Here is a 17440-nt window from a genome sequence, read left to right on the forward strand (position 1 = left end):
CGGGGAAGGCCGGAAACGACAAACGCCGGGTCCTCTTTCGAGAACCCGGCGTCTGATCACCGTTCACTGATCGAGGGGAAGATCAGAAACGGTAGTTCATGCCGATCCGGACCGCATGCAGGCCGAAGCGGCCGTTGGAGCGTCGCATGTCCGTACCCGTGGTGTTGGGGGTCAGAACGAAGGGATTGGTTGCGATTGCATTGCCCCGCCCGACGCGGATGTCGAAGTCGGGCGCTTCCAGCGAGGTGTAGAGATACTCACCGGTCACGCTGAGGTTCGGAGCCAGCATGTATTCAACGCCGCCGCCGGCCTGGTAGCCGTCGGCCTGGTCGTCATCCGTAGTGGCGGTGAAGCTGTTCTGGGTGTTCGACGAGTAGAACTGGTTCGACATTTCGCCGGTCGCGCCGCCTGCCGTGCCATAGATCAAGGCCGGACCCAAGGCGTAGCCGACCCGGGCGCGCAGGGCGGCCAGGTTCTGCAGCTTGCGCTCGAAGGTGTAGGAGGCCGGCGTGGTCGAATAGGAGGTCACGCTGTCTTCAGCGCCCGCAAAGCCCGAGTATTCCGCCACGGCTCCGACCACGAAAGAGCCGAACTGGAAGTCCCAGCCTGCGCGAATGCCGCCTTCGGAGCCGCTGGCGTCGTCATCACAGCCGGCGGTCGGCACATTGCTGTTGGCCGAGCCGCCGCACGAACCGGCGCTGAAGGCGTCGGCGCCAGTCGTAGTGACGACCGTATCGCCGAAGTTTCCGTCCAGGTTTCGGTCGAACCGGAGACGCTCGTCGTCCTGGTCGTTGGCCTTTGTGGCGCTGCCGTAGACGCCGACATAGGGGCCCGACCAGTCGGGCGTGGCGGCCCCGTTCGGCATCCAGTTCTGGGCCATGGCCGGCGCGGCGACACCCATGAGAAGCAGCGCCGTGGCGGCCGTGGAGATGATTTTGATCATGTTTTTCCGTCCTTGGTCGAACGCGACGCAGAAGCGCGGCGAGGCAACCCTTCCGGCGAGCCTAACGACAGGGACGTCCGCGCGTTCCTCACAGATGCGGTGCGCGCGTGGATTTCAGGGAGGGCGGGGTGCTCAACGCATCACTGATTCGGCAAAGAAAAAGGCCGTCGGACGGGCGTCCGACGGCCTCTCTTGGACCGGCGCTGGAGGGGGGAACGGGCGCCGGTCGATGCCGCCGCGGCCTTGGGGAGGGGAGGGGGCCGCGACGTCTGGATGGCAGATGGGATCGACAGAACCGGGCCGCAAGGGGTCGGGTTTCAGGGTTCTGCGACTCCGGCGCGCGGCGGTTTGACGCGGGCCGGACGGCGGGCCGGCGGCTTGTGCGGCCGCTCTTCCTCCGCCTCGTCGGCAAAGGGCCTGCCGTTCCCCGACAGGAGGATCGCGATCCACATCGATCCCTTGAACTCGGCCAGGATCGCCATGGCCATGACCGCAAGGGGCGTCGACAGGAACATGCCGACCACGCCCCACATCTTGCCCCACAGGGCCAGGGCCAGAAGAACCGCGACCGGGTCGATGTTCTGGTTTTCGCCCTGCATGCGCGGCTGGATCGCGTTGCCGACCACGAACAGGATCAGCTGCAGCCCCACCAGCAGGATCAGGGCCGGCCAGTAGGTCGGGAATTGGACCAGGGCGAACAGGGGCGGCGCGAGACCGGCGATCGCTCCGCCCAGCACCGGAATGAAGCCGACCACGAAGATGACGAAGGTCCAGAACTCGGCGTTCTGCAGGCCCACCAGACGCATCAGGATCCAGGCGGCGACGCAGATGATGCCCCCGGTCACGGTCTGGACCCACAGATAGCCCTCGACCCCGCTGCGCACGCGCTCGAACACCTCGCTGGCCTCCTGGCGCGCCTCCCGGTTGGGGAACAGATTGACCAGCTTGCGCCGGAAGCCCGTCTGGGCCGCCAGCAGGAAGGCCAGGTAGACCATGACGAAGAAGGCGCCGGAGACAACCCCCTGCACCTGGAAGGCCAGGGTGGTCAGATAGCCGCGGATATCCAGCCCGGCGAACAGCTCATGGGCCGTCGGGGGCGTCGCCATGCCGAACAGCCGCCCGCCGTCAGCGATGATGGCGTCGATCCGGGGCCCGATGCCGCTGGACACCCCCGAGGCGTCGGTGAAGAACCCGGCCGCCCCGTTCACGATGAAGGCGATGGAGGCCAGGAAAGCCAGGACCACGACGGCCAGGGCCGCCGTCCCGGCCCAGTGACGGGGCAGACGCGTCCGGTCCTCGATGAACCGCTTCACCCCGTCGATCATGATCAACAGGAAGATCGCCATCGCCAGCGGCGTCAGGATGTCCCGCAGCCAGTAAAGCGCCGCGCCTCCAGCCACCACGGCCAGGGTCACCAGGGCATTGCGGGCCACAGTCGATGTCGGAACGGCGATCGGTGGTTTCATGACTGGTCTTTTCGGGGGCGTTGCAGCGCCGGTCAATCGTCGATTGGCTATGGCCCGCGCCACGGCTAATCATCAGCATCTAGAGCAGGATCGGCTGAGGAGGAATCGTTTCGCGAGTCCGCTGATACCGTGAATCCTGCTCCAGATATCAGCGAGAGCCTGATTCACGCTTTTGACAGAAGTGCAAAGTGCTTCCGTCTCAAACGATCAGGCTCCAGGGAGACCACCGCATGACCGATGCCGCCGCCAGCCCCGGCCTGTTCCTGGGCCAGTCCGCCGATGGGGCAACGACCAAGAGCGAGATCCTGCTGTGGAATCGGGCCAACCGGCACGGGGTGATCGCGGGTGCGACCGGCACCGGCAAGACCGTCACGCTGCAGATCATGGCCCAGGGCTTTTCCGAGATGGGCGTCCCGGTCTTCTGCGCCGACGTGAAGGGAGACCTTTCGGGCATCAGCCAGGTCGGAACCCCGAATGAGAAGCTGCTGGCCCGCGCCGCCGGGATGAACCTGACCCTGGCGCCGAAGGCCGCGCCGACGGTGTTCTGGGATCTGTACGGACAGAAGGGCCACCCCGTCCGGGCAACCGTATCGGAGATCGGGCCGCTGCTGATGGCGCGGATGCTGGACCTCAATGACGTGCAGGAAGGCGTCCTGACCGTCGCCTTCCACGTCGCCGACAAGGAGGGCCTGCTGCTGCTGGACCTCGACGACCTGCGCTCCATGCTGACCTATGTCGCCGAGAACGCCGCCCGCATCGGCCGCGAGGTCGGCAATGTCGCCCCCGCCTCGATCGCCTCGATCCAGCGCGCCCTGCTGCAGCTGGAACAGGACGGCGGCGACGCCTTCTTCGGCGAACCCGCTCTGAAACTGACCGACATGATGCGGACTTCGCTGGACGGCCAAGGACGTGTTTTGGGTCAGGTCAATGTGCTCGACTCGACGCGCCTGATGAACAGCCCGCGCCTGTATGGCGCCTTCCTGCTTTGGCTGATGTCCGAGCTGTTCGAACAGCTGCCCGAGATCGGCGACCCCGAGAAACCTCGTCTCGTCTTCTTCTTCGACGAGGCCCACCTGCTGTTCAGGGATGCGCCCAAGCCCCTGCTGGAAAAAGTCGAACAGGTCGTGCGCCTGATCCGGTCCAAGGGGGTCGGGATCTATTTCATCACCCAGAACCCTGCCGATATCCCGGACAGCGTCCTGGCCCAGCTCGGCAACCGCATCCAGCATGCGCTGCGGGCCTACACCCCGTCCGATCAGCGCGGACTGAAGGCGGCCTCGGACAGTTTCCGGGTCAATCAGGCCTTCGATACGGCCGACGCCATCCAGGCGCTGGGCACTGGCGAGGCCCTGGTCTCAACGCTGGACGAGAAGGGGGCGCCGCGCGTCGTCGCCCGCACCCTGATCCGTCCGCCGGACAGCCGCCTGGGGCCCGCCACCGATGCCGAACGCGCCGCCGTTATGGCGGCCGGCCCGGTGAACGGTGTCTATGACACCGTCGCGGACCGCGAGTCCGCCGAGGAAATCCTCGCCGCCCGCCGCGCGCAAACGGAGGCCGCGACCGCACCTGCCGCGAAGCCTGCGCCGCAAGGTCGTGCTCCCGCGGCTCCGAAGGCGCCGCCCGCGCCCAGGGCGCCGCGCAAATCGAACCGTCAGACTCCGATGGAGGCCCTGACCAAGTCGGTCCTGCGCACGGCAGGCTCTACCCTGACACGGGAACTGCTGCGCGGCATTCTGGGAGGCTTGCGCCGCTAGGCTAGACCATCGAGCCCAGACGGGCGTTGGCCAGTTCGGCGATGACGGTCGTAACCTGGGCGCCCGACCCCGTCTGGGACAGGAGTTTGGACAGATGGGGCGACAGTTTGCGGGTGTCGACCAGCACCATGGCCCAGCCGAGGAACAGCTGGGCCTGAACCGGCCAGCGAGCCAGGACGCGCACATTGCGGTGCCGCGGGTCGGCCTCGATGTCCGCCATCAGGGCGGTCAGCGCTTCGGGATCACCCTCCAGCACCTGGACGAAGGTTCCTGCCTGATAGGCCAGCGCGCCGGTGATCCGGCGTCGGCCATTGTTGCGCACCGAGGTCGCCACGATCTCTGACAGGTCCATCGGACCGTCGGCTGCGCCCACAGTATCGCTGCGATACACGAGGCGTTCGAGCACGCGCTCCGTGAGGGGCTGCGGCGTGCGAACGGTCGGGGATGTCATGGGAGGATGGCCAGGCGGCGAATCCGCCGCCCATCTAGGCGCTTTTCACCAGAAACCCTAACAGCGCGGGAATTCAGCGGGGAGAGTCAGGGTCTCGCAACCAGCCGCCACATGCGCAGGGGATGCCGCACAGCCCCGGCCTCTGCCCCCGCGGCCTCGCCCCGGCCCATGTAGAGATCGGCGCGCACCGGGCCGCGAATGGCCGAGCCGGTGTCCAGCGCCATGACCAGGCCGGTGTAGCCATGCCGCGCCCCGACCAGGTTTCCGGCGCCGGCCGAGATCCACACCAGATCACCATAGGTCCAACTGGCCGGATCCACCGCGATAGCCCGCCGCGCCTGCAGGGGAACGCCGGCCGCGCCCGCCGGATGTCCGCCGTCGTCGGGGTCCAGCGAGAAATAGATGTAGCGGGGGTTCAGGGCCGTGATCGCCCGCGCCTCCGGCCCGCGATGGGCCGCCAGCCAGGCGCGGATCGCGTCGCCCGAGGTTCCGTTCGTCGGCAGGAGGCCGCGCTCCGCCATCGGCCGGGCGATGCCGACGAAGCTCCGCCCGTTGTCAGCGGCATAGGCGGCGCGCGCCTTGGATCCGTCCTCGAACGTCAGATAACCGGACCCCTGGATCTGGAGGAAGAACAGGTCCTCGGCGCGCATCCAGGCCAGGGGCGGCGAGGGCGAGGGCCCGGCCTCGATCACGGCGCGCTCGTCCAGAACCTGGCCGCGCGACCAGCCGGAGGGGCGGCCGAGAACGGGGGTATCGAACTCCCGGTCCGGGGTGCGCCGGGCCGGGTACTCGGGAGCAAAATAGGCGGTCAGCAGGGGCGACCGGCTCTCGGCGGGTGGAGCTTCCACGATCCCGAAGCCGTCCTCGAAGAAGGCCCTGGCCATGGAAGGCGTCACCGGGCGTGATGTCCGCCTGATGTGCTGGGCTCGCTCGCACTGACGCACGGCAGCCGGCTCACGCGCGACGCGGCAGGTCTCGGCATAGGCCTGGAAGGCGGCGAGGTGGTCTTCATCGGCCCAGCCGGGAAGGCTCTGCGGGCCCGGCAGGCTGGAAACCTGCGGCGGAGCGGTGGGCGTGGGACCCGTCGGCGAGACCGGAGGCCCGGACCGGGGCGTCGCACACCCCGCCAGGAGCAGGAGCGCGCCCGCCATTACGAGCCTCAGGTCGAGTCCCAAGGCGCGGCCGTCCCTAGGCGTTGGCGGGTTCGACGCGGGCGAGGACCCAGTTGGGGTCTGCGGCCCCCAGGGACCGTTCGAAGGTCCAGTGCTCGGCCGTGCGACGCTCTTCGATGCGGGGCTCGGCCGGAGCGCCCGGAGTCGCCTCGGCCTCGGGCGGAATGACCTTGGAGCGGATCTCGGCCAGAAACCGGACCTTGGCGACAGCGCGGTCGCCCTCGGCCGAGGCCAGTTCCAGGTCGGCGCGCGGCGCATGCAGGAATTCGACCTGCTCGGTCTCGCCCCGGGTCTCGCGGGCGGCGATGCCGGTCTCGAACGAGGCGAGGACCGCGGGGGTCAAAAGCGGCTTCAGGGCCGCGCGATCGCCGGAGGCATAGCCCCGCACGATGGTTTCATAGGCCTGGCGGGCGCCGTCAATGAACTTGGCCGGATCGAAGGCCGGGTCGCGGGCGCGCAGCGAGGCGGCGGCAGCCAGGGTGGCGGCGTCAAGCGCGGGCACGCGGGCCTGGGCTTCGGGACCGGTCACGCCCGTAGCGGGCAGGGCTGGCGTCTTGGCGTCCTCCTGCGGCTGACGGCCGACCTTCTTGCCCAGCACATTGTAGAGCTGGAACAGGACGACCGCGGCGATTACGGCGAAGATGACGAGCTGGAACTGTACCGGCACGGGGTATCCCTGGGATGGCGTCCTGATCCCGACCATGAGGGCCGGGCGCGTCGGACAGGACGATTACGGTCTGATATGGGCGTGCGCAAGCCGCGACGCACCCCGGGCGAGTTGTGACATGCCGCCGCGACCCCTCAGCGCGCCCCGAACCCGCTCAGGCAGCGAGCCGCCGCGCGGCGGGCGGTAGCTTCCTGGAAGAGGGAAAGTTGCGGGACGTCCGGGCTGATGCTAGTCGCGGCGCCTCGCTTTTCCGCCATATTGAACGGCTTCGCCTCCATGACCGACGTTTCGCCCGCCGACGCCAACGGCGCCAACCCGACCGAACGCCCCGCCACCCTGGGCTTCCGCATCCTGGCGCAGTACGTCCGCGACCTGTCGTTCGAGAACCCCAGGGCCCCCGACAGCCTGCGCCTCGAGGGCAAGCCCCAGATCGACATGGGCGTCGAGCTCAACGCCCAGGGTCGTCCCGACGGCCTGTTTGAAGTCGACGTCAAGCTGTCGATCAAGGCCTCGACCGACACGATGCCGGTCTTCCAGGTCGAGCTGCTGTACGGCGGCCTGTTCCAGCTCGAAGGCGTGCCGGAAGACGCGATCGAAGCGATGCTGCTGATCGAATGCCCGCGCTATCTGTTCCCCTTCGCCCGGGAGATCGTGGCCGGGGCGACCACGGACGGCGGCTTCTATCCGCCCTTCATGCTGGATCCGATCGACTTCGCCGGCATCTATGCGGCGCGCCAGCAACAGATCGCCGCCCAGCCGGACGCGACCGGCCAGGCCTGAAGTCAGGCAGCGGGCTCGACGACCTCGAGCCCGTAACCGGCCCACAGCGACTGGTCCTTAAGCGTCGCCAGCAGGAAGGCGCGGTGCGCCTCGGCCTCTTCGGGGTGAATCCGCGGCGTGAGCGGCCGTGATCGTGGCTGATAGCCGCCGGCGGCCGCATGGGCTGCGGCGGCCTGGCTCTCGCGACGACTGGACAGGTCCAGCACACGCTCCTTGCCGCCTTTCAGCTCCAGATAGACCTCGGCCAGAAGGCGGGCGTCGATCAGGGCGCCGTGGAACGAACGGTCGACGAGGCTGACCTTGTAGCGTTTGCACAGGGCGTCCAGCGAGTTGGGCATGCCCGGCCAGCGCTTCTGGGCCAGCTGCAGCGTGTCGATCCAGCGGGTCTCGTGCAGCAGGGCGTGACCGCAGCGACCGCACTCATGATCGATGAAATTGCGGTCGAACTGGGCGTTGTGGGCGACGACCGGGGCCTCGCCGATGAACGCCATCAGGTCGAGGACGATCTCGGCGAATTTCGGCGCGTCCTTGACCTTGTCGTCAGTAATGCCGTGCACCCGGATGGCGTCGGCAGGGATCAGCCGCTCCGGATTGACGAACCGGTGGAAGGTCCGGCCGGTCGGCAGCAGGTCCTCGATCTCGATACAGCCGACCTCGATCAGCCGGTCGCCCGTGCGGGGATCGAAGCCGGTGGTTTCGGTGTCGAGGACGATTTCGCGGGACATGCCCTTCTAATGGGGTGTTTCGGCGGCGCCCGAAAGAGTCCGGCGGAGTGGTTTCCAGTCCGGCGCCAGAATGATCCCCACGATTTCGGCGACCCGGGTCCGGGCGGCGGCGAGGTCCCGGCCGGTGTCGATGACGAAGTCGGCGCGGCGGCGCTTGTCGCCGTCCGGCATCTGACGCGCCAGAATGGCCTCGAACCGCTCCACTGTCATTCCGGGCCGGGCCAGAACCCGGCGACGCTGGATGGCTGCGTCGGCGCTGACCACGACCACCGCATCCACGGCCCGGTCGCCACCGGTCTCGAACAGCAGGGGAATGTCGAGGACGGCCAGCTTCACGCCCGCCGCCCGCGCCGCCTCCAGATCGGTCATGCGGCCGGCGGCGACGAACGGGTGGACGAGGGTCTCCAGTCGCCGGAAGGCCGTCTCGTCGCGGCCAAGCGCTTCGGCTAGCCGCCCGCGATCCACGGCGCCGTCAACGACCACGCCCGGAAAGGCCTCGCCGACCGGCTCGACCGCCGCCCCGCCGCGGGCGTAGAGGGCGTGAACCGCGTCGTCGGCGTTCCAGATCAGGGCGCCGTGCTCGGCGAACATGGCGGTTGTGGTCGACTTGCCCATGCCGATCGAGCCGGTCAGGCCCAGCAGGATCACGCCGCCTCTCCCAGATGGGCCAGCAGCAGAGGCCTCGGGTCCAGCGCGGGCGGAGGGACGCCGAAGATGGCCTCGAACGACGGCTCCGCCTGGCCGATCAGCATGGCGAGCCCGTCCACAGTTGTCAGGCCCACGTCTCGGGCGGCCTGAAGAAAGGGCGTGATGACCGGCCTGTAGGTCATGTCCATGACGGTCGTGTCGGGATTCAGCGCCGCGAGATCCATCTCGGGCCGGACACTGAGGGCATTGACCACCAGGGCCGCACCGTAGAAGGCCGCCGGCCCCTCGGCGACCGAGACCGATCCCCCGAGATCGGCGGCGAGCGCCTCGGCCCGATCCCGCGTCCGATTGACGATGCGAACCCGCGCCCCGGCGCCGGCCAGGGCGGCCGCGGCGGCTCGTGCGGCCCCTCCGGCGCCGAGGATTACCACCGGCGATCCCGCCAATGACAGTTTCGGCGCCTGTTCCTGCAGTGCCCGCAGCAGGCCCAAGCCGTCGGCGCTGTCGGCCCTCACCTCGCCGTCGCGGAAGACGAGGATATTGGCGGATCCGCTGTCCCGCGCAGTCCCGGACGCTGAATCCGCCAGGGCGAAGGCCTGTTCCTTGAACGGAGCGGTGACGTTGACGCCGCTGAGCAGGCCGGCCCGGCCGGCGGCCAAAAGGGTTTCGAACCCGGCGGCGTCCCTCGGCGAGAAGGCGACATAGGCGGCGTCCATGCCGGCCGCCTCGATCCAGCCGTTGTGGATGACCGGGCTCAGCGAGTGGGTGACGGGATTGCCGACGATGCCGCCGACCTTCACCGCCCCCGTGATCCGGGCGCGGATCATGTCCGGATCACTCCCGCGCGCCGCAGTTGGGCCAACACGGGCCACAGCGGCATGCCCAGGACGGTGAAGTAATCGCCCTCGACGCAGTCGAAGAGCTGGGAGCCCATTCCCTCCAGCCGATAGCAGCCGACGGAACCCAGCAGGCCTTCACCCTCGGCGTCCAGATAGGCGTCGAGGAAGTCGTCGGAGAACTGGCGCATCGTCAGCCGCGCGGTCTCGACGCCTGACCAGACCACCGCGCCGTTGTTGGCCAGGGCAGCCGCGGAGTTGAGATGGTGGGTGCGGCCGCGCAGAGTGTGCAACCGCTCCCGGGCCACGGTCAGGTTCGGCGCCTTGGAGATCATGTCACCGTCGAAATCCAGAGTCTGGTCCGAGCCCAGCACCCAGGCCTCCGGATCATGCCTGGAAATCGCCAGCGCCTTGGCCCGGGCCAGCTCCAGCGCCAGTTCGGCCGGATCGATCCCAGCCAGCGAGGTCTTGATGACGTCCTCGTCCACCCCCGCGTCCTCGGCGACGAACGGCACGCCGGCGCCGGTCAGCATGGCGCGACGGGCGGCGCTGCGGGACGCGAGGATCAGCCTCTCGGTCGTTTCCCCGGTCACCAGGATGCTCCCAGACGGCGGGTGCGGCGTTCAGTCAGCAGGTTCAGGATCGCGGCCGCCGTCTCCTCGACCGAACGGCGGGTCACGTCGATGGTGGGCCAGCCCCGCTTTTCGAAGGCGCGCCTGGCCTTGATCGTCTCCTCACGCACCGCGTCCGGCTCGACGTAGGATGAGGCATGGGTGGCGTTCAGCCCGTCCAGCCGGTTCCGGCGGATCTGCACCAGCCGGTCGGGTGAGACGGTCAGACCGACGATCAGCGGATTCTTCAATCCGACCAGCCGTTCGCCGTCCTCCTGCCCCGGCACCAGAGGCACGTTCGCGGCGCGGACGCCCCGATGGGCGAGATAGATGCAGGTCGGGGTCTTGGACGTCCGGCTGACCCCCACCAGGACGACGTCAGCGCCCTCCAGCTGTTCGGCCGTGCCCTGACCGTCGTCGTGGGCCATAGCGTAGTCCAGCGCCCCGATCCGGTTGAAATAGTCGTGGTCCAGGGCGTGCTGTGCCCCGACCCGCGTCGACAGGGCCGCGCCGAGATACCGCGACAGGGCTCCGACCAGCGGATCCAGCGCCCCGATGTGCGGCATGTCGAGCGCCCGGCAACCTTCCTCCAGCTGGGCGCGCAGGTCGCGATCGACGATGGTGTGCAGGACGACGCCCGGCGCCGCAGCCACCTCTGCCAGAACTCGCTCCATCTGCTTTTCGGACCGGACAAGCGCATAGATGTGCTCGATCGGGATGACGCCGTCGAACCGGGCCGTGACCGCCTTGGCCATCGCGTTCAGCGTCTCGCCGGTCGAGTCCGAGACCAGATGGACATGGAAATAGGTCGCCAGCCGCGACGCCCCCGCGGGCCGGGCGGGGCTCATCGCAGACCCCGCGACGGGAGCGCCGGATCCCGGCGAGGGAAAACCACATCAGAGGGGGTGCGAATGGCGAGGATTCCTGTGGACCGGACTGGGCGCCGCCAACCTCGGTCGGGGCGCCGAAACCTATAGCGCGGGCCTCGCCGCCCGGCGAGCGGGGACACAGGTGGAGCACGCGCCTTGTCCGACAACGGATCATCCCCTCCCCCTGATCAGCGATCGGTTCGACTGGGGAAATGCTTAACGAATGGTAAACGCCCCCCAATCCCGCCTCGGGTCAAACGCCCGGCTGAGCCCCGGGCATTAAGGCTTTGTTAAGGGTTTTGCCCGGTTTCCACAGGCGCGCGCACAGCCACCCGGCAGTCTTTACGGGACTTGGGACAAGGCCGTCCGGTGTGGGGACGAGAGCCGATTTGTCCCCGCCTTCCCACGCCCTACCTGCTTCCTCAGATATTTCTAAGATTCTGATCAGGATAAGAGGAAGGCCGTGGGCTTGAGGGGATGCGCTCATCACCGTAGACCCGGAGTCATGAGCATCACGCCTTCGTTGATCCGGGTCCTGCAGGGTGAGACCCTTGAGCGCCCGCCCGTCTGGTTCATGCGTCAGGCTGGTCGTTACCTGCCCGAGTATCGAGCCTTGCGCGCCCAGGCCCCGGACTTCATCGCCTTCTGCCTGAACCCGGAGATGGCGGCCGAGGCGACCATGCAGCCCATGCGCAGGTTCGGCTTCGACGCCGCCATCGTCTTCGCCGACATCCTGCTCATCCCCCAGGCCCTGGGGCAGGACGTCTGGTTCGAGACCGGCGAGGGACCTAAACTCGGGTTGATGCCGTCGCCAGGTCGGATGGCTGAGCTGGCCGATGGCGCCGGAGAGCATCTGCATCAGATCGGGGAAACCCTCAGCCGGGTGCGGGCCGAACTGGAGCCGGAACGGGCCCTGATCGGGTTCGCCGGCGCGCCCTGGACCGTGGCCACCTATATGCTCGACGGCCACCATAATACGATGGGCAAGGGCGAGCGGGCCCAGGCGCGGTCCTACGCCTATTCCGACCCGGACAAGGTCGATGCGGTTCTGGACGTCCTGGTCGAGGCCACCGCCCGCTATCTGAAGATGCAGGCCGACGCCGGCGCGGATGCCCTGAAGATATTCGAGAGCTGGGCCGAGGGTCTGCCGGACGATCTGTTCGAACGGCTGGTGATGCGGCCGCACAAGAAGCTGGTCGCCAGGGTGCGCGAACTGGGCGTCACCGTCCCCCTGATCGGTTTCCCGCGCGGTTCGGCCCTGCATGCCGAACGCTATGCCCGTGAGGTCGATGTCCAGGGCGTGGCGCTCGACACCGCCTGTTCGCTGGAACGCGGCAGACAGGTGCAGGCGATCAAGCCGATCCAGGGCGCCCTCGATCCCCTGTTGCTCCGCGCCGGCGGTGCGGCTCTGGACCGCAGGGTGGATGAGCTTGTCAAGGCCTGGGGTGCGGGTCCATGGATCTTTAACCTCGGCCACGGGATTCTGCCGGACGTGCCGATTGCCCATGTCGAACAGGTGCTCAGGCGCCTGGGTGCCCAGTAAGGACTGACAAATGGCCGGTAGACGGATCGCAGTCGTCCTGTTCAATCTTGGCGGCCCGGACGACGCCGACTCTGTGCGGCCCTTCCTGTTCAACCTGTTCAACGATCCGGCCATCATCGGCCTGCCCGGGTTCGCGCGGATGCCTCTGGCGAAGCTGATCTCCTCGCGCCGCGAGAAGAGCGCCCAGGCCAACTATGCGATGATGGACGCCGGCGGCGGCTCACCCCTGAAGGCGGAGACCCGCAAACAGATGGCGGCGCTCGACGCCCGGCTGGCGACCCTGTTGCCCGGCGACGAGGTCAAGAGTTTCGTCGCCATGCGCTACTGGCATCCCTTGACCGAGGAAACGGCCGTCGACGTAGCCGCTTTCGGCCCTGACGAGGTGGTCCTGCTGCCCCTCTATCCGCAGTTTTCGACCACCACGACCCAGTCGTCGCTGAAGGCCTGGAAGGCTGCTTACGCGGGCTCGGGCCGGTCACGCGCGATCTGCTGCTATCCCCGGGCCGCCGGCTGGATCGAGGCCCAGGCGGAAGGCATCCGCGGCAAGTTGGCCGAGGCCGCCCGCGACCATCCGGGCCGCTCGATGCGGGTCCTGTTCTCCGCCCACGGCATTCCCGAGAAGTTGGTGGTACAAGGCGATCCCTATCAGGAACAGATCGAATCGACGGTGTCTGCTGTCGTCAAGGCTGCCGGATTGCAGGACTGGGCCCTGTGCTATCAGAGCCGGGTCGGGCCGATGAAATGGCTGGGCCCCTCGACCCCGGATGCGATCAAACAGGCCGCAGCCGACGGGGTCGGCGTTGTCGTCACCCCGATCGCCTTCGTCTCGGAACACATCGAGACCCTGGTCGAGCTCGACATCGAATACGGCGAACTGGCCCACGAGGCCGGTCTGCATCCCTATCTCCGGGCGCCCGCCGTCGGCGTGGCCGAATCTTTCATCGGCGCCCTGGCCCAGGCCGTGACCGACAGCCTCGACCGTACCGGCACGGCGCCGTTCGGACCCGGCTGTCAGGCGCGGTGGAAAGCCTGTCCGTTCCAGACTGAACGGGCCGCAGCGTGAACCTCTATGACCTCGCCCGAGGCCTCCACATCCTGGCGGTCATCGCCTGGATGGCGGGACTTCTCTTCCTGCCCCGCCTCTATGCCTATGACGCCGAACAGGCCGAAAAGCCCGAGCCGCTGAAAAGCGAAATGCGCGCTCTCCTGCGGGCCTGGCAGGCGCGGCTGATGAAGATCATCCTCAATCCGGCCGCGGCACTGGCCCTGATCTTCGGCGCCTGGCTGATCCATCTCGATGTCCAGATGCGCGGGGCCGCCTTCCTCGCGGAGCCGTGGATGGTGGTGAAGCTGATCGGCGTCGTCCTGCTGTTCGGCTGGCACGGCTTCCTGTCGGCCGAACGCAAACGCATCACTGCCGGGACATCGACGAAGACCAGCCGTTTCTGGCGGATGACCAATGAGATCCCGTTCGTGCTGGCCATCATTATGGTCCTGTCGGTGACGACCGAGTGGACCTTCTGAGCCGCGACGCTTGACCCACAGGCCCGGAATGTGGTTCCGCTGGCGATGAGGCGTCGTTCGCGGCGCTGCCCTTCTCTTCGCGTCGACCGATCGCTGGCGAACTCGCCGCCTTCGGACCCGACGCTCTCCCACCCGGCCGCAAGGCCTTCGTCATCCTCCGGCCAGGCCGGGGGACCATCCGTCCCCGCCTGACGTCCTCGACGCCGGGCCGTGACGGCGTGAATCCAGAGCTCCGACATGACCGACGTCCGCGACACCGATACCACAGCTCCTGAAGCCGAAGCGCTCGAGGGGCTGACGCCTGAAACCGCCGACGACACCTCGCAGGCGGATGGGGCCAATGACGCCGACGTGGCCGCCGACATCGGCGACGACGCGGAAGAGGACGGCGAACCCGTCGTGCCGTCCGGCCGGATCACGCTCCAGGAGCTGAACGACAAGACTCCGGTCGAGCTGGTCGCCTTCGCCGAACAGCTGGAGATCGAGAACGCGTCCAATCTGCGCAAGCAGGATCTTCTGTTCGCCATCCTCAAGACTCTGGCCGACGAAGAGGTCGAGATCATCGCCTCTGGCACGCTGGAAATGTTGCCCGACGGCTTCGGCTTCCTGCGCTCGCCGGACGCCAATTATCTTCCGGGTCCGGACGATATTTATGTGTCTCCGTCCCAGATTCGCCGCTTCGGCCTGCGCTCTGGAGACACTGTCCACGGCGCCGTGCGCGGCCCCCGCGAAGGCGAACGCTACTTCGCTCTGCTCAAGGTCGACACGATCAACTACGAGGACCCGGAGACGGTCCGCACCAAGGTCAATTTCGACAACCTGACGCCGCTGTATCCCAATGAGCGGCTGATCATGGAAATTCAGGACCCGACCCTGCGGGATCGTTCGGGCCGGGTCATCGACATCGTCGCCCCTTTGGGCAAGGGCCAGCGCTGCCTGATCGTGGCACCGCCGCGGGTCGGCAAGACGGTCATGCTGCAGAACATCGCCAAATCGATCGAGGCCAACCACCCTGAGGTGTCGCTGATCGTTCTGCTGATCGATGAACGCCCCGAGGAAGTCACCGACATGCAGCGGACGGTGAAGGGCGAGGTCGTGGCCTCCACCTTCGACGAGCCGGCCACCCGCCACGTCGCCGTGGCCGAGATGGTGATTGAAAAAGCCAAACGCCTGGTCGAGCACAAGAAGGACGTCGTCATCCTGCTGGACTCGGTCACCCGTCTGGGCCGGGCCTACAATGCCACCGTGCCGTCGTCGGGCAAGGTCCTGACCGGCGGCGTAGACGCCAACGCCCTGCAGCGGCCCAAGCGGTTCTTCGGCGCAGCGCGGAACGTGGAGGAGGGCGGCTCGCTGACCATCATCGCCACGGCCCTGATCGACACCGGCTCGCGTATGGACGAGGTCATCTTCGAAGAGTTCAAGGGCACCGGTAACTCGGAAATCGTGCTGGACCGCAAGGTCGCCGACAAGCGGATCTTCCCGGCCATCGACGTGCTGAAATCCGGCACCCGCAAGGAGGAGCTGATCACGCCGAAGGATCAGCTGACCAAGACCTATGTACTGCGCCGCATCCTGAACCCGATGGGCCCGCAGGACGCGATCGAGTTCCTGCTCGACAAGCTGCGTCAGTCCAAGAACAACGCCGATTTCTTCCAATCGATGAACACCTGACGGCAAGCCGGGTCTGGCCAATGTTTCACGTGAAACAGGGAGAGCGACATGAAGGTCAACGTCGAAATGGAATGCACGCCGGCCGAGGCGCGGGCCTTTCTGGGCCTGCCGGACGTCGCGCCGCTGAACGATCATCTCGTCGCCGAGGTGCAGAAACGGATGGACGCCAACATGTCGGCCATGCAGCCCGAAGAGCTGATGAAGACTTGGACCAGCTTCGGCCTCCAGGCCCAGGACCAGTTCCGTCAACTCATGCAGGCCGCGGTGACGACGCCGAAGTGAAGACCCTTCTCCTCCCCCGTCGGGGGAGGGGGACCGCGAAGCGGTGGGGGGGGGCCAGCCCAGACTCGGCTTGTGTGGCGAGCCCGCTCCGTCACGTCGCGAAGCCGCGACGCGTCACCTCCCCCGACGGGGGAGGTGAAACACAATGACCGACACCGTCTTCGCTCTCGCCACCCCACCCGGCCAAGGCGCCATCGCCATCCTGCGCCTGTCGGGACCCGCGACGGATCAGGCCCTTAGCGCCCTCGGCGCGCCCGATCTGAAACCGCGCCTCGCCGCCCTGCGCATTCTGCGACACGGCGGCGTCATCCTCGACCAGGCCCTCGTCCTCCGCTTTCCAGGCCCGAACTCCTACACGGGCGAGGACTGCGCCGAACTCCACCTACACGGCGGACGCGCCGTCATTGACGCCGTCTCCACCGCCCTGATCGATCTCGGCCTACGCCCCGCCGATCCGGGAGAGTTCACCCGCCGCGCCTTCGAGAACAGCCGCATGGATCTGGCCCAGGCCGAGGCGGTCGCCGACCTGATCGACGCGGAGACCTCGGCCCAGGCGGCCCAGGCCCTGGGCCAGCTCGACGGCGCCCTCAGCCAGACCTACGCCGGTTTTCGCCGGGACCTGCTGACGGCTCTCGCCCTCGTCGAGGCCGAGATCGACTTCCCGGACGAGGACGTACCCGACCATCTGGCCTTATCCGCCGGTCCGGTGCTTGATCGCCTGACCGCCGACCTGAACGGCGCCCTGGCCGACGCCGACCGGGGCCGCCGCGTCCGTGAGGGCTATCACATCGTCCTAATCGGCGAGACCAACGCCGGCAAGTCGGCCCTGTTCAACGCCCTGGTTGAGCGGGAGGCCGCCATCGTCACCCCCATTGCAGGCACGACGCGCGACGTGCTCGACGCCGACCTCGTCATCGGCGGCTATGCCGTGACCCTGTCCGACACGGCCGGCCTGCGCGAGAGCCAGGACCTCGTCGAGGCCGAGGGTGTCCGTCGCGCCCGCGCCCGCGCCAGCACCGCCGATCTGCGCCTTTGGGTCCGGGCTCCGGGCGATCCCGAGGGGGACGCCGCCGACTTTGCCCGACCTGACGACGTCACCGTCTGGACCAAGGCCGACCTATCACCGGCCTCGGGGGAGGGCATCGCCGTCAGCGCAGTGACCGGAGCGGGCCTACGCCATCTGCATGATGCGCTCGCAGCCCGACTTGCGCGAGACCTGTCCGGCGCTGATTTTCCGGTGGTGACCCGTGAACGCCATCGGCGCAGAGTGTCAGAAGCCGTGGCGATGGTTCAGGCCGCGCGCAGCCACCTGGCGACGGCGCCCGAGTTGGCGGGTGACGATCTGCGCCGGGCCGCTGACGCTCTGGGCCGGGTCACGGGTGCAGTCGGGGTCGAGGAGATCCTCGGTGAGGTTTTCTCGACCTTCTGTATCGGCAAATAGGTTGGCCGCCGGCCGCCCGGCGTGTTTCACGTGAAACACCTTCCGCTCAGGCGGGGG

Annotated in this window: 18 protein-coding genes; 8 read left to right on the forward strand and 10 right to left on the reverse strand. The window is 67.8% G+C overall.

Features of this window, described 5'->3' with window-relative positions; translation table 11 throughout:
• Positions 1 to 82: 82 nt before the first annotated feature.
• Together ACP7AU_RS06670 and ACP7AU_RS06675 are read right to left on the reverse strand one after the other, a co-directional pair.
• Complete coding sequence (locus ACP7AU_RS06670) at positions 83 to 943, reverse strand: outer membrane protein (protein WP_426038512.1); 861 nt, start codon at positions 941 to 943, stop codon at positions 83 to 85.
• Between the two features lie 317 nt (positions 944 to 1260).
• A complete protein-coding gene (locus ACP7AU_RS06675; protein WP_426038513.1) occupies positions 1261 to 2409 on the reverse strand; it encodes an AI-2E family transporter in 1149 nt (382 codons plus the stop codon).
• 230 nt (positions 2410 to 2639) lie between these two features.
• Here ACP7AU_RS06675 and ACP7AU_RS06680 point away from each other — a divergent pair, with 230 nt between their 5' ends.
• Positions 2640 to 4163: a helicase HerA-like domain-containing protein gene (locus ACP7AU_RS06680; RefSeq protein WP_426050918.1), complete on the forward strand. Its 1524-nt coding sequence runs from the start codon at positions 2640 to 2642 to the stop codon at positions 4161 to 4163.
• Position 4164: 1 nt separating this feature from the next.
• Here ACP7AU_RS06680 and ACP7AU_RS06685 read toward each other — a convergent pair whose 3' ends face one another.
• The 3 genes from ACP7AU_RS06685 to timA form a co-directional block, all read right to left on the reverse strand.
• Entirely contained in the window at positions 4165 to 4569 is a 405-nt protein-coding gene (locus ACP7AU_RS06685; protein ID WP_426050919.1) for a BLUF domain-containing protein, read from the reverse strand.
• Between the two features lie 131 nt (positions 4570 to 4700).
• Positions 4701 to 5765, reverse strand: coding sequence for an MltA domain-containing protein (locus ACP7AU_RS06690; RefSeq protein ID WP_426038516.1), 1065 nt, complete (start codon positions 5763 to 5765; stop codon positions 4701 to 4703).
• Between the two features lie 37 nt (positions 5766 to 5802).
• Positions 5803 to 6453: a TIM44-related membrane protein TimA gene (gene timA / locus ACP7AU_RS06695; RefSeq protein ID WP_426038517.1), complete on the reverse strand. Its 651-nt coding sequence runs from the start codon at positions 6451 to 6453 to the stop codon at positions 5803 to 5805.
• Positions 6454 to 6729: 276 nt separating this feature from the next.
• Here timA and secB point away from each other — a divergent pair, with 276 nt between their 5' ends.
• Positions 6730 to 7233, forward strand: a complete 504-nt coding sequence (secB, locus tag ACP7AU_RS06700) for a protein-export chaperone SecB (RefSeq protein ID WP_426050920.1) — start codon at positions 6730 to 6732, stop codon at positions 7231 to 7233.
• Positions 7234 to 7235: 2 nt separating this feature from the next.
• On the opposite strand, the gene dnaQ is transcribed toward secB, so the two are convergent.
• The 5 genes from dnaQ to ACP7AU_RS06725 are packed head-to-tail and all read right to left on the reverse strand — an operon-like array spanning position 7236 to position 10901.
• Positions 7236 to 7958, reverse strand: a complete 723-nt coding sequence (dnaQ, locus tag ACP7AU_RS06705; RefSeq protein ID WP_426050921.1) for a DNA polymerase III subunit epsilon — start codon at positions 7956 to 7958, stop codon at positions 7236 to 7238.
• Between the two features lie 6 nt (positions 7959 to 7964).
• Positions 7965 to 8606, reverse strand: a complete 642-nt coding sequence (gene coaE, locus ACP7AU_RS06710) for a dephospho-CoA kinase (protein WP_426050922.1) — start codon at positions 8604 to 8606, stop codon at positions 7965 to 7967.
• Positions 8603 to 9433, reverse strand: a complete 831-nt coding sequence (locus ACP7AU_RS06715) for a shikimate dehydrogenase family protein (RefSeq protein ID WP_426050923.1) — start codon at positions 9431 to 9433, stop codon at positions 8603 to 8605. The genes coaE and ACP7AU_RS06715 overlap by 4 nt, the downstream gene beginning before the upstream one ends.
• Positions 9430 to 10035, reverse strand: coding sequence for a Maf family protein (locus ACP7AU_RS06720; RefSeq protein WP_426038522.1), 606 nt, complete (start codon positions 10033 to 10035; stop codon positions 9430 to 9432). The genes ACP7AU_RS06715 and ACP7AU_RS06720 overlap by 4 nt, the downstream gene beginning before the upstream one ends.
• Positions 10032 to 10901 carry a pyruvate, water dikinase regulatory protein gene (locus tag ACP7AU_RS06725; protein WP_426038523.1) on the reverse strand — a complete coding sequence of 290 codons (870 nt, stop codon included), beginning with the start codon at positions 10899 to 10901 and terminating at the stop codon, positions 10032 to 10034. The genes ACP7AU_RS06720 and ACP7AU_RS06725 overlap by 4 nt, the downstream gene beginning before the upstream one ends.
• 526 nt (positions 10902 to 11427) lie before the next feature.
• On the opposite strand from ACP7AU_RS06725, the gene hemE reads away from it, so the two are divergent.
• From hemE to mnmE, 6 genes are all read left to right on the forward strand, one after another.
• Entirely contained in the window at positions 11428 to 12465 is a 1038-nt protein-coding gene (gene hemE / locus ACP7AU_RS06730; RefSeq protein WP_426038524.1) for a uroporphyrinogen decarboxylase, read from the forward strand.
• Between the two features lie 10 nt (positions 12466 to 12475).
• Positions 12476 to 13528 carry a ferrochelatase gene (hemH, locus tag ACP7AU_RS06735; RefSeq protein WP_426038525.1) on the forward strand — a complete coding sequence of 351 codons (1053 nt, stop codon included), beginning with the start codon at positions 12476 to 12478 and terminating at the stop codon, positions 13526 to 13528.
• On the forward strand, positions 13525 to 13989 hold the full coding sequence (locus ACP7AU_RS06740; RefSeq protein ID WP_426038526.1) for a CopD family protein: 465 nt from the start codon (positions 13525 to 13527) through the stop codon (positions 13987 to 13989). Before hemH ends, ACP7AU_RS06740 begins: the two co-directional genes overlap by 4 nt.
• Before the next feature lie 237 nt (positions 13990 to 14226).
• Positions 14227 to 15660, forward strand: a complete 1434-nt coding sequence (gene rho / locus ACP7AU_RS06745; RefSeq protein ID WP_426038527.1) for a transcription termination factor Rho — start codon at positions 14227 to 14229, stop codon at positions 15658 to 15660.
• 48 nt (positions 15661 to 15708) lie between these two features.
• Positions 15709 to 15942 (forward strand): DUF6489 family protein, encoded by a 234-nt coding sequence (locus ACP7AU_RS06750; protein WP_426050924.1) that lies wholly within the window; start codon positions 15709 to 15711, stop codon positions 15940 to 15942.
• A gap of 145 nt (positions 15943 to 16087) precedes the next feature.
• Complete coding sequence (gene mnmE / locus ACP7AU_RS06755) at positions 16088 to 17383, forward strand: tRNA uridine-5-carboxymethylaminomethyl(34) synthesis GTPase MnmE (protein WP_426050925.1); 1296 nt, start codon at positions 16088 to 16090, stop codon at positions 17381 to 17383.
• Positions 17384 to 17440: the final 57 nt, after the last annotated feature.

The sequence above is a fragment of the Brevundimonas sp. SL161 genome (assembly GCF_049896985.1).
Lineage (GTDB): Bacteria > Pseudomonadota > Alphaproteobacteria > Caulobacterales > Caulobacteraceae > Brevundimonas.

Excerpts from the sequence above, each read along its gene's own strand:
- ACP7AU_RS06670 (WP_426038512.1), bottom strand. The coding sequence starts at position 943 with ATGATCAAAATCATCTCCACGGCCGCCACGGCGCTGCTTCTCATGGGT.
- ACP7AU_RS06675 (WP_426038513.1), bottom strand. The coding sequence starts at position 2,409 with ATGAAACCACCGATCGCCGTTCCGACATCGACTGTGGCCCGCAATGCC.
- ACP7AU_RS06680 (WP_426050918.1), top strand. The coding sequence starts at position 2,640 with ATGACCGATGCCGCCGCCAGCCCCGGCCTGTTCCTGGGCCAGTCCGCC.
- ACP7AU_RS06690 (WP_426038516.1), bottom strand. The coding sequence starts at position 5,765 with ATGGCGGGCGCGCTCCTGCTCCTGGCGGGGTGTGCGACGCCCCGGTCC.
- secB (WP_426050920.1), top strand. The coding sequence starts at position 6,730 with ATGACCGACGTTTCGCCCGCCGACGCCAACGGCGCCAACCCGACCGAA.
- dnaQ (WP_426050921.1), bottom strand. The coding sequence starts at position 7,958 with ATGTCCCGCGAAATCGTCCTCGACACCGAAACCACCGGCTTCGATCCC.
- ACP7AU_RS06715 (WP_426050923.1), bottom strand. The coding sequence starts at position 9,433 with ATGATCCGCGCCCGGATCACGGGGGCGGTGAAGGTCGGCGGCATCGTC.
- ACP7AU_RS06725 (WP_426038523.1), bottom strand. The coding sequence starts at position 10,901 with ATGAGCCCCGCCCGGCCCGCGGGGGCGTCGCGGCTGGCGACCTATTTC.
- hemE (WP_426038524.1), top strand. The coding sequence starts at position 11,428 with ATGAGCATCACGCCTTCGTTGATCCGGGTCCTGCAGGGTGAGACCCTT.
- hemH (WP_426038525.1), top strand. The coding sequence starts at position 12,476 with ATGGCCGGTAGACGGATCGCAGTCGTCCTGTTCAATCTTGGCGGCCCG.
- rho (WP_426038527.1), top strand. The coding sequence starts at position 14,227 with ATGACCGACGTCCGCGACACCGATACCACAGCTCCTGAAGCCGAAGCG.
- ACP7AU_RS06750 (WP_426050924.1), top strand. The coding sequence starts at position 15,709 with ATGAAGGTCAACGTCGAAATGGAATGCACGCCGGCCGAGGCGCGGGCC.
- mnmE (WP_426050925.1), top strand. The coding sequence starts at position 16,088 with ATGACCGACACCGTCTTCGCTCTCGCCACCCCACCCGGCCAAGGCGCC.